The organism is Gallibacterium salpingitidis, assembly GCF_030517105.1.
GTDB lineage: Bacteria > Pseudomonadota > Gammaproteobacteria > Enterobacterales > Pasteurellaceae > Gallibacterium > Gallibacterium salpingitidis.
Genome location: NZ_CP103875.1, coordinates 325,972 through 340,219, shown reverse-complemented (window position 1 = coordinate 340,219; position 14,248 = coordinate 325,972). Strand labels below are relative to the sequence as shown.

Here is a 14,248-nt window from a genome sequence, read left to right as displayed (position 1 = left end):
AAAACAGTAGATAAAAATTATTTTTTAACTATACTAAGCAGAAATGATTCAATTTAGATAGAACAAGAGGATTTTTTGTATGTGTGGATTTGTTTTTTCTTCTTCAGCGCAGCCGTCTGAAGCTTTTAAGCAGAGTTTTGATCATATTTATCATCGTGGTCCGGATCATCAAGCCGTTATTACTGCTGATGATGCAACTTGGGGATTTCATCGTTTATCAATTATGGATTTAAGTTCTCAAGGCAACCAACCTTTCCAATATGATGGCATTTCTCTTATCTGTAACGGCGAAGTTTATAATTACACAGAATTAAAAACATTATTATCCTCTACTTACACTTTCCATTCAGGCAGCGATTGTGAAGTTTTAATTCCGTTATATCAACGCGTTGGTGCTGATGTAATGATGAAGATGTTAGATGCTGAATTTGCATTAGTATTAAAAGATAGTAAAACCGGCACATTATTAGCAGGACGCGATCCAATTGGTATTCGTCCAATGTTTTATGGTTATGACAAGGTGACTGGTGAAATCGCATTTGCATCAGAAGCAAAAGGTTTAATCGATTGGTGTCAAGATATTCATCCATTCCCGCCAGGACATTACTATTTAAATGGTGAATTCATTTGCTATAACGACATTGCAGATCCAAAAGTAGTAGTAGATCAAGATCTTGATACCATTACCAGCACATTACGCACTAAATTAGAAAAAGCAGTAATTAAACGTTTACATTCTGACGCACCATTGGGCTTTTTATTAAGTGGTGGTTTGGATTCTTCTTTAGTTTGTGCGATTGCGCAAAAACATTTAGATAAACCAATTAAAACCTTTGCAATTGGTATGGATACCGATCCAATCGATTTGAAATATGCAAAAGAAGTAGCAGACTTTTTGGGTACAGAACACACCGAAGTAATTATGACCAAAGATGAAGTGTTAGCTGCACTAGAAAAAGTAATTTGGCACTTAGAAACTTGGGATATCACTACCATTCGCGCCAGCATCGGGATGTATTTAGTTTGTAAATATATTCATGAACAAACCAACTTGAAAGTGTTATTAACTGGTGAAGTGAGCGATGAAATTTTTGGTTATAAATATACTGACTTTGCACCAAATGCCGCTGAATTCCAAAAAGAAGCGCAAAAACGTATTCGTGAACTTTATATGTATGATGTTTTGCGTGCTGACCGTTGTTTAGCAGCAAACTCTTTAGAAGCTCGTGTTCCTTTTGGTGATATTGATTTCGTTGATTACGCAATGAGTATCAACCCTGAGAAGAAAATGAACGTCTATAACAAAGGTAAATATTTATTACGTAAGGCGTTTGAAGGCACTGATTATCTTCCAGACAGTATTCTTTATCGTGAAAAAGCAGCTTTCAGTGATGCAGTTGGGCATTCAATGGTTGATCACTTAAAAGCCTTTGCAGAAAGTAAATATAGTGATGAAGATTTGGCAAAAGCGAAAGAAAAATATCCTTATGGTACGCCATTCACTAAAGAATCATTACTTTATCGCGATATTTTTGAAAAATTCTATCCAGGCCAAAGCCATTGGATTAAAGACTTCTGGATGCCTAATAAGGAGTGGGAAGGTTGTAATGTAAATGACCCGAGCGCTCGTGTATTGGGCAACTATGGAGATAGTGGAAAGTAAATATAAGGAAGTAAAAAGGCACGCAAGTGCCTTTTTCATTATCCCTCAAACGGATGATATTGATTTAATGGCGGTACAGGTTTACCAATTCTGGCATAAAACTCTTGTACAAACTCCTCAAAACGCTCTGCTTCAATCGCTTGACGAATTTGTTCCATTAAACGTTGGTAATAACGTAAATTGTGAATCGTATTTAATCTTGCACCTAAAATTTCACCACATTTATCCAAATGATATAGATAAGATTTAGTGTAATGCTTACAAGTATAGCAATCACATTCCGGATCTAATGGCGTTGTATCATCACGATATTTCGCGTTACGAATTTTCACTACGCCATCAGTGACAAATAAATGCCCATTACGTGCATTACGTGTTGGCATTACGCAGTCAAACATATCAATACCGCGTCTTACCCCTTCCACCAAATCTTCTGGTTTACCTACGCCCATTAAATAACGCGGTTTATCTTGTGGGATTTTCGGACAGATATATTCCAAAATACGGTGCATATCCTCTTTTGGCTCACCAACTGCCAAACCACCCACTGCGTAACCATCAAAGCCAATATTCACTAAACCATCTAACGATACTTGGCGCAACTCTTCGTGTATGCCACCTTGGATAATACCAAACAACGCATTTTTATTACCTAGTTGATCAAAACGATCACGACAACGTTTTGCCCAGCGTAATGAAAGCTCCATTGATTGTTTCGCATAATCAAAAGTTGATGGGAACGGCGTACATTCATCAAAAATCATTACAATGTCAGAACCAAGATCGTATTGGATCTCCATTGATTTTTCTGGCGATAGGAAAATACGTTCTCCATTAATTGGATTTTGGAATTTCACTCCCTCTTCAGTAATTTTACGCAGTTTACCTAAGCTAAAGACTTGGAAACCGCCAGAATCAGTTAAAATTGGACGATGCCATTGCATAAAGTCATGCAAATCGCCATGCTTACGCATCACTTCTTGTCCCGGACGCAACCATAAATGGAAAGTATTTCCTAATAAGATTTCTGCACCGGTTGCACGAACTTCTTCTGGTGTCATTCCTTTTACCGTTCCGTAAGTGCCTACCGGCATAAATGCTGGTGTTTGTACGGTAAACGTACCTTGTGGGCGTTCAAACGTCAGTTGTCCACGACGCGCACGACCATCTGTCTTTTTTAATTCATATTTCATATTTTCTCCAATCAACGAATAAACAGTTCGAAGTTAAAAATTATCTATATATTAGAAATATAAAGATAAATTCCCTCTTTAAGATTAAAGAGGGCTAGGGAGAATTTGTAGTGATCCACTAATTTAACAGTCCCTGATAGGTTGTTTTGCTAAAACGGGTGGTAATCCCTGATTGTAAGCATGAGGACGAACGGTATTATAATAAAATACATAATTCTTAATGTCCTCCTTCGCTGCCGACAATGAAGCATAACCCCCTTTTAACATCCATTCATATTTAAAACTTCTAAACCAACGCTCCATCGGCGCATTGTCCCAACAATTGCCTCGACGACTCATACTCTGGATTAATCCATGACGTTTCACACATTGCGTAAAGGGATAACTACGGTAAATACTCCCTTGGTCTGAATGAAATATCATCTTTTTTGTCCTTGCTGTCGTTAGCATCGCATGATTTAATGCCTCTACCACTAAATCCGCATTATGCTCTCTTTGCAATCGCCAACCGACTACTTGACGATGGGCTAAATTCAGCACAACCGCAAGATAATGCCATTCTCCATTCACCTTAAGATAGGTGGTATCACCACACAATACGGTGGTCTGGGAATCTGGGGTAAATTGGCGGTTTAACAGATGATTAAATGGCATCGTTTGTCCCTCAGCAAATGGATAAGAATAACGTTTCTTCGGTTGTTTACTCTCTAAGCCTTGTTGCTTCATCAATTTACGGATAAGCGCTAAGCCTACCTCAATCCCTTTATGCTGTAATCTCGCTTTCAATGTCCGTTTACCCGCTGAACCTCGACTTTCATCAAATAATGCCTTTATTTCTAACGATAAACGTCCATATTTGTTTGGCTTGCTACCCTGTCTTAACTGGGCATAATAGGCACTTTCTGATACCTCAAACAACGCACACACCCGTTTGATACCATACGATTTTAATGCCTTTATCGCTTGGTAGCGGCGTTGTCGAGAGACATAAAAATCGCTGTAGCCTTTTTTAGGATTTCTTTGTCCTCTTCGAGTATTTTTATCCGTTTCTCCAGTTCTCGTATGCGCTGTTGTTCGGGGGATATCGGCTTGCTGCCTGGTAATACATAACCTTGTTGTTCTGCTTGTACTTGTTTTACCCAACGACGTAATGCCGTTTCTCCTATCCCTAATTCCAAGCACGCTTGTGGGATGGAATAACCTTGTTCGGTCACCAATTTTACTGCTGCAGCTTTATATTCTGGGCTAAATGTTCTTCTCATTAAATTGTCCTCTTTTTGTGATAGTTTACCACCTATTGAGGACTGCGGAATTAGTCTACCACTACAATTTGATAAATCCTCTTCATTGCAATTTTTTAATGCATTAACTGCAATACGGATTTAAATCTCCCCTACCCCTCTTCATTTCATTGAAGAGGGGTTATCTTTTTTAATTAAAAACATCGCATCACCATAACTAAAAAAGCGATAGCGATTTTCCACTGCATTACGATAGGCACGCATAATATTGTCATAGCCAGCAAATGCAGAAACCAACATAATCAAGGTCGATTCCGGCAAATGGAAATTAGTAATTAAACAATCCACCACGCGAAATTTTTTTCCTGGATAGATAAAAATGGTCGTATCAGCAAAAAAGGGTTCTAATAACTGCATGCTTTGCTGCTGCTCCGCCGCTAATGCAGCGCTTTCCAAAGAACGAACAGAAGTTGTACCTACGGCAATCACTCTTTTACCTGCCGCTTTAGTCGCTAATACCGCATCAACTACCTCTTGCGGCACTTCCGCATATTCTGCATGCATATGGTGATCTTCGATATTCTCCACACGAACAGGTTGGAACGTTCCCGCACCAACGTGTAAAGTAACGAACGCCATTTTCACTCCTTTTGCACGTAAAGCTGCCAGCAATTCGTCATCAAAATGTAATCCAGCAGTTGGTGCTGCGACTGCCCCCGGAACTTTGCTATACACTGTTTGATAACGCTCTTGATCTGCATCTTCATCAGGGCGATCAATATAAGGCGGTAATGGAATATGCCCGATTTGTTGCAACACATCGAATAGCGAACCTTCTATCGCAAAACGTAAATGAAACAACGCATCTTGACGACCTAACATTTCAACACGAATGCCATTCCCTTCGCCAAGTTTATCTTCTCCTAAAATAAGCTCACTGCCCTCTTTAGGTGCTTTCGAAGCACGTACATGAGCCAAACAACTCTTATCATCTAACACACGTTCAATTAAAACTTCCAGCTTACCGCCGCTACTTTTTCTACCGTAGATTCGGGCCGGAATCACTCGTGTATTATTAAAAACTAATAAATCTCCCTCCTCCACAAATGAGAGCACATCTTTAAAATGATGATGAGAAAATTCACCGCTATTACCATCTAGCTTCAATAAGCGACTTGCGGTTCTCTCTTTTTGTGGATAACGTGCAATCAATTCATCCGGAAGATCAAAATAAAAATCTGCAACGCGCATAATCTTCTACCTATTTAGCAAATAAAAGCCTATTTCTTGATGCGTAAACACATAAGAAAAGGGCTATAAAAATTTTTGGCGTAAGTTTATTGCGATTACTAGCAAAATGCAAAAAGTCGAAGCACTTTTTACCACTAAAGTGCTAATTTTTTCGCTGCTTTCACTTAGAGATTGTCGCTTAGTAGTGCAATTGCTATACTCGGCACCCGTTCTACAACAAATAATTTCAATTGACCATAACATACACAAGGATTCGTTATGACTGAACGCAGTTACAAAATTTATCGCTATCAAATTCCAATGGACTCACAAGTCGTTTTACGTAATCGTTTTTTAAAACAGCGTGATGGTTTATTGGTAAAAATTCAATGCGGTGAAAAACAAGGGTGGGGTGAAATTGCACCATTGCCAGAATTTAGTCAAGAAACACTAGATCAAGCTCAAGAACAAGCTATTGCTTGGTTAAAAGCTTGGGATCAAGCACGTTCACGTAACGAAAAATTATCATTAGAAGAATGCTATCCATCAGTAGCATTTGGATTAAGTTGTGCATTGGCAGAGATGCAAGGTCAATTAACCGAACAAGGTAATTTCAAAACAGCACCGCTTTGTTATGGTGATCCTGATGAATTGTATGATGAACTTGAGAAATTACCCGGCGAAAAGATTGCAAAAATTAAAGTCGGCCTGTACGAAGCGAATCGAGATGGTTTAATTGCCGATATGTTCTTAGAAGCTATACCCGATTTAAAATTGCGTTTAGATGCTAATCGCTCGTGGACACCGGCAAAAGCAGCCATGTTTGCTAAATATGTCAAACCTGAACATCGTAGTAGAATCCAATTTATTGAAGAGCCTTGCAAAACAGCTGCTGAGAGTTTGCAATTTGCAGCAGATACAGGAATTGCAATTGCATGGGATGAAACAGTACGCGAAGCTGATTTCCAGGTAACGGCACAACCCCATTTAGCTGCAATAGTTATTAAACCTACTTTAGTTGGTTCTTTAGAAAAATGTGTGCGCTTAATTGAACAAGCGCATCAACAAAGTTTAATCGCGGTTATCAGCTCAAGTATTGAGTCAAGCTTTGGGTTAACACAATTGGCACGTATTGCACAACAATATACGCCAAATACAACACCAGGCTTGGATACTTTAGATTTGATGAAAGTACAATTAGTACGTGCTTGGCCAAATTCCGCTTTACCGTTGGCGGAATTGGATAGTGAATATTTTAGTGAAGTGGCGATTTAACCGTTATAAACTTAACTATTTTCCAATAATAAAAAAGATAAAAAATGCCAGCAACTTGCTGGCATTTAACTAAGAGAGTATTTGGTGATAAGACGATTACATCATACCGCCCATTCCACCCATGCCGCCCATACCAGCAGCACCTAAATCCGCTTTTTCATCTTTTGGTAATTCTGTCACCATACATTCAGTAGTGATCATTAATCCTGCAATTGATGACGCGAATTGTAATGCAGAACGAGTGACTTTAGTTGGATCTAAGATACCCATTTCTAACATATCGCCATAAACTTCTGCACCAGCGTTATAACCGAAGTTGCCTTCGCCTGCTTTCACTTTGCTTGCAACAACAGAAGCTTCTTCACCTGCATTAGTAACGATTTGACGAAGTGGTGCTTCCATTGCACGTAATGCAAGTTTAATACCGACATTTTGATCTTCGTTTTCACCAGCAAGTTTACCAGCAACTTTGCTTGCTGCACGAATTAATGCAACGCCGCCTCCTGGGACGATACCTTCTTCAACTGCAGCACGAGTTGCGTGTAACGCATCTTCAACGCGCGCTTTTTTCTCTTTCATTTCAACTTCCGTTGCTGCACCAACTTTAATTACCGCAACACCGCCAGCTAATTTAGCGACACGTTCTTGTAATTTTTCTTTGTCGTAATCTGAAGTTGATTCTTCAATTTGTTGACGAATTTGTGCAACACGTCCTTGGATTTGTGCTTCGTCACCGATACCATCAATGATAGTCGTATTATCTTTAGAGATAACGACACGTTTCGCTTGACCAAGATCTTCTAAAGTTGCTTTTTCTAATTCCATACCGATTTCTTCAGAAATAACGGTACCAGCAGTTAAGATCGCAATATCTTGTAACATTGCTTTACGACGATCACCAAAACCAGGTGCTTTTACTGCAGCTACTTTCACAATACCACGCATTGTGTTCACTACTAATGTTGCAAGCGCTTCACCTTCAACATCTTCAGCAATGATTAATAATGGTTTACCTGCTTTAGCTACTGCTTCTAATACCGGCAACATTTCACGAATGTTTGATACTTTTTTATCAACAAGAAGAATATATGGACTATCGAATTCTACAGTGCCAGTTTCTGGTTTGTTGATGAAATATGGTGAAAGGTAACCACGATCGAATTGCATACCTTCTACGACTGCTAATTCATCTTCTAAACCAGTACCATCTTCAACAGTGATAACGCCTTCTTTACCTACTTTTTCCATCGCTTGAGCAATGATTTGACCAACTACGCTATCAGAGTTTGCTGAGATTGTACCAACTTGTTCGATTTCTTTTGAGGTTTCGCAAGGTTTAGAAAGGTTTTTTAATTCTGCTACTACTTCTGCAACTGCTTTATCAATACCACGTTTTAAATCCATTGGGTTCATACCAGCTGCTACTGCTTTCAAGCCTTCGTTTACGATAGCTTGTGCTAACACAGTCGCTGTTGTAGTACCGTCACCCGCAGCATCATTTGCTTTAGAAGCAACTTCTTTCACCATTTGTGCACCCATATTTTCGAATTTATCTTCTAATTCGATTTCACGCGCAACTGATACACCATCTTTAGTAATGGTTGGTGCACCGAAAGATTTATCTAATACTACGTTACGGCCTTTAGGACCTAAAGTTACTTTAACTGCATCGGCTAATACATTGACGCCTTTTAACATTTTTACACGAGCGTCATTACCAAATTTTACATCTTTTGCTGCCATTGTTGTGCTTCCTTATTTCTCTATTCAATTACTCTACAATCGCCAAAATATCGCTTTCAGAAATGATTAACACTTCTTCGCCATCAATTTTTTCTGATTTTACGCCATATCCGTCGTTAAAAATCACTACATCACCCACTTTTACATCAAGCGGTTGAACTTGACCATTTTCTAAGATACGACCTTTACCTACTGCCAACACTTTTCCGCGAGTTGATTTTTGCGCAGCTGAGCCAGTTAAAACGATACCACCAGCTGATCTGGTTTCTACTTCTTCACGTTTTAAAATTACACGGTCGTGTAATGGACGAATATTCATAATAAAAGTACTCCTATAAGTTTTAGCTAAATATGTGTGTTTTGGGATACCCCTTTTTGACAACGGTTGTAGAAATGGGGATCGGAAAATCCCTTTCAAGGGTAAAGAAAGAAAAAATTTTTACCTTTTTAACCTATAAAAAAAACTAATGAATAAGATAAAAATAACTCCTATTTAGCAAATTTAATTTTATGATCAATGTCACAAAATTTACGGAAAGCTCTCACTATAATAGGCGCCAATTAGATTACTTAATGATGATAAAAAATAGTTGTTTCTATTTCTTTATCATTATGATTCTTATAATAAAATAAATGATTTGAGGTGTCTTATGAGCGAATTCCGTAAAGAAGTTGACTTACTAGGTGAAAGAGATATTCCTGCCGATGTATATTGGGGAATTCATACCCTTAGAGCGATCGAAAACTTTAATATTTCTAATAACACTATCTCTGATATTCCTGAGTTTGTGCGTGGTATGGTAATGGTTAAAAAAGCTACCGCAATGACAAACGGCGAACTTGGTGCAATTCCACAAAATATCGCTGATGCTATTGTTTCAGCTTGTGATGAAATCCTTACCACTGGCAAATATATGGATCAATTCCCTTCTGATGTTTATCAAGGTGGTGCTGGTACTTCTGTTAATATGAATACTAACGAAGTTGTTGCTAATATTGCCTTAGAAAAATTAGGTCACAAAAAAGGTGAATATCAATTCTTAGATCCGATGGATCACGTTAATGCCAGCCAGTCAACTAACGATACCTATCCTACAGGTTTCCGTATTGCGGTTTATAACAGTATTTTGAAACTTATTGAGAAGATCCAATATTTACACGATGGCTTCCACAATAAATCTGTTGAGTTCGCCAATGTCTTAAAAATGGGACGTACTCAATTACAAGATGCTGTACCAATGACAGTCGGTCAAGAGTTCAAAGCATTCGCTGTATTGCTTGATGAAGAAATTAAAAATTTACTCAAAACCGCTGCTTTATTATTAGAAGTAAACTTAGGTGCAACTGCTATCGGTACTGCACTTAATACACCTAAAGGTTATACAGATTTAGTCGTTGAAAACCTTGCAAAAGTTACTGGTTTACCTTGTGTGAAAGCAGAAAACCTTATCGAAGCAACTTCTGACTGTGGTGCTTATGTAATGGTGCATGGTGCGTTAAAACGTACTGCGGTGAAACTTTCTAAAGTATGTAATGACTTACGCTTACTTTCATCTGGTCCGCGCGCTGGTTTAAATGAAATTAATCTTCCTGAATTACAAGCTGGTTCTTCTATTATGCCGGCAAAAGTAAACCCAGTTGTGCCAGAAGTTGTTAATCAAGTCTGCTTTAAAGTGATGGGTAACGATATTACTGTAACTATGGCTTCCGAAGCTGGTCAATTACAACTTAACGTAATGGAACCAGTTATCGGTCAAGCGATGTTTGAATCCATCAGCATTTTAACTAATGCTTGTGTGAATCTTCGTGATAAATGTGTTGATGGTATCACTGTTAATAAAGAAGTTTGCGAAGGTTATGTATTCAACTCTATCGGTATCGTAACTTACCTCAACCCATTCATTGGCCACCACAATGGCGATAAAGTTGGTAAGATTTGTGCGAAAACCGGTAAAGGTGTTAAAGAAGTTGTGCTTGAATTAGGCTTACTCACCGAAGAAGAATTGAATGATATTCTTTCTGTTGAGAACTTAATGAACCCAACTTATAAAGCAAAATTGAACAAATAACCTCTGTTCATAAATACAGATACAACAGGACGTTGTATTTATATCACCCCAAATAGTAAAACTAGAACCCGCATAGCATATAGCGGGTTCTTTTCTATCTCATCACAAAAAATGCACACTTGCACTGTGCAACTATTCATTATAGAATTCATTGATATAAATCATTAAGTACAGTCAATGTTTAATCTTACAGCCGCCCATTTTCGTGATGATTATTTATATCGTTTTTTCCAATATGGCGAAGCACACAGCAAAATTCCTGCAAATCTAACCAATGTGTTGGCTCGTAAACTCGATATGATTAATGCAGCGGAAAACCTTAATGATTTACGTGTGCCGCCGGCAAATCGGCTTGAACTATTGGAACCTAAAGAAAACAAGTTTTATTCAATTAGAGTTAATAAACAATATCGCCTTATTTTTCATTTTGAGAATGGCGAAATTTCTAACTTATATTTGGATCCGCATCATTACGATTTATAAGGAGCGATTTATGTTAATAATGCAACGCAAACCTACCTCTGTTGGTGAGATCTTACAAACTGAATTTCTTGAACCGCTTAATTTAAAAATTAGTGACTTAGCGACTATTCTTGATGTACATCGTAATACAGCAAGTAAACTCGTCAATAATAATTGTCGTATCACACTCGAAATGGCGATGAAACTTGCGAAAGCATTTGGTACAACTCCGGAATTTTGGCTTAACCTACAAAATAGTGTTGATTTATGGGAACTCAGCCAAAATACCCATTTTCAGCAAAGTCTAAACAAAGTGAAAGTTGCCAATCACCAAGCTGTTCTTCCCTGATACATTGATAAATAAAACAAATTCCCTAGTAAGGCGAAACCATACGATAGTTGCATTTTAAGTATCACAGCTTAGAATGAAACCTATCATTTTTTTCGATAACAATATTTAACCATATTGAACAAATAACATTCATTTCACTATTAAATTGAGATAATTATGCCGCAAATTGCTGAAAATCCATTCGTTCTCGTTGATGGTTCCTCTTATTTATATCGTGCTTATCACGCCAATTTCCGTTTAGGTTTATCCAACTCTGCAGGCGAACCAACTGGCGCTATGTATGGTGTGTTAAATATGCTGAAAAGTTTATTAAAACAAGTACAGCCGACCCATATTGCTGTTGTTTTTGATGCTAAAGGAAAAACTTTTCGTGATGAAATGTTTGAGCAGTATAAATCGCACCGTCCACCAATGCCGGATGATTTACGCCAACAAATTCAACCATTACACCAAATGATTGAAGCTTTAGGTTTACCACTATTGATCGTTGAGGGGGTAGAGGCTGATGACGTAATTGGTACTTTAGCAAAACAGGCATCTGCTGCTGGACGAGATGTATTAATTAGCACTGGCGACAAAGATATGGCGCAATTAGTTGATGATCGCATTACCTTAATTAATACCATGACCAACACGATCTTGGATCGCGAAGGGGTAATTGAAAAATATGGCGTACCACCAGAAATGATCATTGATTTTCTCGCCTTAATGGGTGACAGCTCGGATAATATTCCCGGTGTTGCTGGCGTTGGTGAAAAAACCGCTCAAGGATTATTACAAGGCATCGGCAACTTACAACAAATTTATGCCAATTTAGATAAAGTCGCCGGCTTATCTGTCCGAGGTGCGAAAAGCCTTGCCGATAAATTAGTGGCAGCAAAAGAAGATGCAGACCTCTCTTATAAATTAGCCACAATTAAAACCGACGTTGAGTTAGCGGTGACCTTTGATCAATTAACCTTAGGAACAGAAAATCGTGATCAATTAATTGAATATTATGGCCATTATGAATTCAAACGTTGGTTAAATGAATTATTATCTGATCAACCAACAAGCAACAATAAAGAAGTATCATTTTCTATCGCTAGCGCAGCGATACCAAAAGCGACTAATCACGATCCAATCAAAATCAGTATTGATCGCAGCGCTTATCAAACTATTTTGACCGCAGAACAACTAGAACAATGGCGTGAAAAATTAGCCAAAGCTGCATTATTTGCCATTGATACTGAAACCAATAGCTTAAATTATATGCAGGCAAAATTAGTCGGTTTATCTTTTGCCTTAGAAAATGGTGAAGCGGCTTATTTACCATTACAACACCAATATTTAGATTGCCCACAGCAGCTCGATTGGGCAACAGTAAAATCGGCATTAAAGGCTATTTTAGAAGATCCTAAGATTAAGAAAATTGGCCAAAATCTAAAATATGATCTGACCATCCTGGCGCGCCATGGTGTGAATTTACAAGGTGTTGCATACGATACAATGTTGGAATCTTATACGCTTGATAGCACTGGTCGTCATAATATGGACGATCTCGCCAAACGTCATTTAGGACACGACACTATCCATTTTGAAGACCTTGCCGGCAAAGGAAAAAATCAGCTTACCTTTGATCAAATTGAAATTGAGAAAGCAGCTGAATACGCCGCAGAAGATGCTGATGTGACAATGAAATTACATCAAGTGTTATGGCAAAAACTACAACAAACACCAACTTTAGTGAAATTATTCTCAGAAGTTGAGCTGCCTTTATCACAAGTATTATCACGAATGGAGCGTTATGGCGTTTTAATTGATAGTGACTTGTTATATCAACAATCGCAGGAAATCACTGCTCGTTTAATCCAACTAGAACAGCAAGCGCATCAATTAGCAGGACAACCTTTTAATTTAGCGTCAACCAAACAGTTACAAGAAATTCTATTTGAAAAATTAGGTTTGCCAATTTTAAAGAAAACACCAAAAGGAGCGCCATCTACCAATGAGGAAGTATTGGAAGAATTGGCTTATGAACACGAATTACCAAAACTATTGGTCGAACATCGTGGTCTAAGCAAATTAAAATCGACTTATACCGATAAATTGCCGCAAATGATCGATCCTGATACTGGGCGTGTCCATACTTCTTATCATCAAGCAGTTACCATTACCGGGCGTTTATCTTCATCTGATCCTAACTTGCAGAACATTCCAACACGTAGTGAGGAAGGACGTAAAATTCGCCAAGCCTTTATTGCACAAAAAGGCTTTAAAGTGGTAGCCGCCGACTATTCACAAATTGAATTGCGGATTATGGCGCATCTTTCTGGTGACGCAGGTTTAGCTTATGCCTTTTCACATAACTTAGATGTACACCGTTCTACCGCTGCTGAAGTGTTTGATACACCAATCGAACAAGTTACTTCCCAACAGCGTTATAGCGCTAAAGCGATTAACTTCGGTTTAATCTATGGAATGAGTGCTTTTGGTTTGGCTAGACAGTTAGGTATCCCGCGTAATGAAGCGCAAACCTATATTGATCGTTATTTCCAACGTTATCCAGGCGTAAAACAGTTTATGTCAGATATTCAGGAAAAAGCGAAACAAGATGGTTATGTAGAAACCTTATTAGGACGTCGTCTATATTTACCGGAATTAACTTCAAGTAATGCAATGCGCCGTAAAGCAGCAGAACGTGTTGCTATCAATGCCCCAATGCAAGGTACTGCTGCTGATATTATTAAAAAAGCCATGATCGATTTAGATCGTTTAATTGCCGATAAAGATGATATTAAAATGATTATGCAAGTACACGATGAATTGGTGTTTGAAGTTAAAGAAGAGAAAGTAGAACACTATAAAGCACTAATCAAAGAAGTAATGGAAAATGCAGTTAAATTAACCATTCCATTAATTGTTGAGGTTAACTCTGGCGATAATTGGGATCAGGCACATTGATAAATACAGCTAACTTTGTGCTTTAATAGCAAAGCACCCTTTAAGATTGAATACTCCCTAAAAAAATCACCTTATTC

12 protein-coding genes are annotated in these 14,248 nt (G+C 38.1%); 6 read left to right on the top strand and 6 right to left on the bottom strand.

The features are described from left to right. Positions 1 to 79: 79 nt before the first annotated feature. On the top strand, positions 80 to 1,663 hold the full coding sequence (gene asnB, locus NYR30_RS01600) for an asparagine synthase B (RefSeq protein WP_066107064.1): 1,584 nt from the start codon (positions 80 to 82) through the stop codon (positions 1,661 to 1,663). 38 nt (positions 1,664 to 1,701) lie between these two features. Here asnB and tgt read toward each other — a convergent pair whose 3' ends face one another. The 4 genes from tgt to queA form a co-directional block, all read right to left on the bottom strand. After that, on the bottom strand, positions 1,702 to 2,856 hold the full coding sequence (tgt, locus tag NYR30_RS01595) for a tRNA guanosine(34) transglycosylase Tgt (RefSeq protein WP_066107061.1): 1,155 nt from the start codon (positions 2,854 to 2,856) through the stop codon (positions 1,702 to 1,704). Between the two features lie 123 nt (positions 2,857 to 2,979). Continuing rightward, positions 2,980 to 3,816: an IS3 family transposase gene (locus NYR30_RS01590; protein ID WP_302502425.1), complete on the bottom strand. Its 837-nt coding sequence runs from the start codon at positions 3,814 to 3,816 to the stop codon at positions 2,980 to 2,982. Further along, positions 3,813 to 4,118 carry a transposase gene (locus tag NYR30_RS01585; protein ID WP_302500332.1) on the bottom strand — a complete coding sequence of 102 codons (306 nt, stop codon included), beginning with the start codon at positions 4,116 to 4,118 and terminating at the stop codon, positions 3,813 to 3,815. Before NYR30_RS01585 ends, NYR30_RS01590 begins: the two co-directional genes overlap by 4 nt. Positions 4,119 to 4,259: 141 nt before the next feature. Continuing rightward, complete coding sequence (gene queA / locus NYR30_RS01580; protein WP_302501688.1) at positions 4,260 to 5,348, bottom strand: tRNA preQ1(34) S-adenosylmethionine ribosyltransferase-isomerase QueA; 1,089 nt, start codon at positions 5,346 to 5,348, stop codon at positions 4,260 to 4,262. Between the two features lie 258 nt (positions 5,349 to 5,606). On the opposite strand from queA, the gene menC reads away from it, so the two are divergent. Then, positions 5,607 to 6,602, top strand: coding sequence for an o-succinylbenzoate synthase (gene menC, locus NYR30_RS01575; protein WP_302501686.1), 996 nt, complete (start codon positions 5,607 to 5,609; stop codon positions 6,600 to 6,602). A 96-nt stretch (positions 6,603 to 6,698) separates the two neighbouring features. On the opposite strand, the gene groL is transcribed toward menC, so the two are convergent. Both groL and NYR30_RS01565 read right to left on the bottom strand, forming a co-directional pair. Then, positions 6,699 to 8,345 (bottom strand): chaperonin GroEL, encoded by a 1,647-nt coding sequence (gene groL / locus NYR30_RS01570; protein WP_066107051.1) that lies wholly within the window; start codon positions 8,343 to 8,345, stop codon positions 6,699 to 6,701. 28 nt (positions 8,346 to 8,373) lie between these two features. After that, positions 8,374 to 8,664 carry a co-chaperone GroES gene (locus NYR30_RS01565; protein ID WP_065234389.1) on the bottom strand — a complete coding sequence of 97 codons (291 nt, stop codon included), beginning with the start codon at positions 8,662 to 8,664 and terminating at the stop codon, positions 8,374 to 8,376. A 331-nt stretch (positions 8,665 to 8,995) separates the two neighbouring features. Between NYR30_RS01565 and aspA the strand changes: the two genes are divergently transcribed. From aspA to polA, 4 genes are all read left to right on the top strand, one after another. Then, on the top strand, positions 8,996 to 10,414 hold the full coding sequence (aspA, locus tag NYR30_RS01560; protein WP_302501685.1) for an aspartate ammonia-lyase: 1,419 nt from the start codon (positions 8,996 to 8,998) through the stop codon (positions 10,412 to 10,414). 177 nt (positions 10,415 to 10,591) lie between these two features. Continuing rightward, positions 10,592 to 10,897, top strand: coding sequence for a type II toxin-antitoxin system RelE/ParE family toxin (locus NYR30_RS01555; protein ID WP_066112675.1), 306 nt, complete (start codon positions 10,592 to 10,594; stop codon positions 10,895 to 10,897). A 16-nt stretch (positions 10,898 to 10,913) separates the two neighbouring features. Then, positions 10,914 to 11,225 carry a HigA family addiction module antitoxin gene (locus NYR30_RS01550; protein WP_302502423.1) on the top strand — a complete coding sequence of 104 codons (312 nt, stop codon included), beginning with the start codon at positions 10,914 to 10,916 and terminating at the stop codon, positions 11,223 to 11,225. 159 nt (positions 11,226 to 11,384) lie between these two features. Next, complete coding sequence (polA, locus tag NYR30_RS01545; protein ID WP_302501682.1) at positions 11,385 to 14,171, top strand: DNA polymerase I; 2,787 nt, start codon at positions 11,385 to 11,387, stop codon at positions 14,169 to 14,171. The last annotated feature ends 77 nt before the right edge of the window (positions 14,172 to 14,248 follow it).

What these genes read in the sequence shown, in the direction of transcription:
- asnB (WP_066107064.1), top strand. Translation starts at nt 80, where the DNA reads ATGTGTGGATTTGTTTTTTCTTCTTCAGCGCAGCCGTCTGAAGCTTTT.
- tgt (WP_066107061.1), bottom strand. Translation starts at nt 2,856, where the DNA reads ATGAAATATGAATTAAAAAAGACAGATGGTCGTGCGCGTCGTGGACAA.
- NYR30_RS01585 (WP_302500332.1), bottom strand. Translation starts at nt 4,118, where the DNA reads ATGAGAAGAACATTTAGCCCAGAATATAAAGCTGCAGCAGTAAAATTG.
- queA (WP_302501688.1), bottom strand. Translation starts at nt 5,348, where the DNA reads ATGCGCGTTGCAGATTTTTATTTTGATCTTCCGGATGAATTGATTGCA.
- menC (WP_302501686.1), top strand. Translation starts at nt 5,607, where the DNA reads ATGACTGAACGCAGTTACAAAATTTATCGCTATCAAATTCCAATGGAC.
- groL (WP_066107051.1), bottom strand. Translation starts at nt 8,345, where the DNA reads ATGGCAGCAAAAGATGTAAAATTTGGTAATGACGCTCGTGTAAAAATG.
- NYR30_RS01565 (WP_065234389.1), bottom strand. Translation starts at nt 8,664, where the DNA reads ATGAATATTCGTCCATTACACGACCGTGTAATTTTAAAACGTGAAGAA.
- aspA (WP_302501685.1), top strand. Translation starts at nt 8,996, where the DNA reads ATGAGCGAATTCCGTAAAGAAGTTGACTTACTAGGTGAAAGAGATATT.
- NYR30_RS01555 (WP_066112675.1), top strand. Translation starts at nt 10,592, where the DNA reads ATGTTTAATCTTACAGCCGCCCATTTTCGTGATGATTATTTATATCGT.
- polA (WP_302501682.1), top strand. Translation starts at nt 11,385, where the DNA reads ATGCCGCAAATTGCTGAAAATCCATTCGTTCTCGTTGATGGTTCCTCT.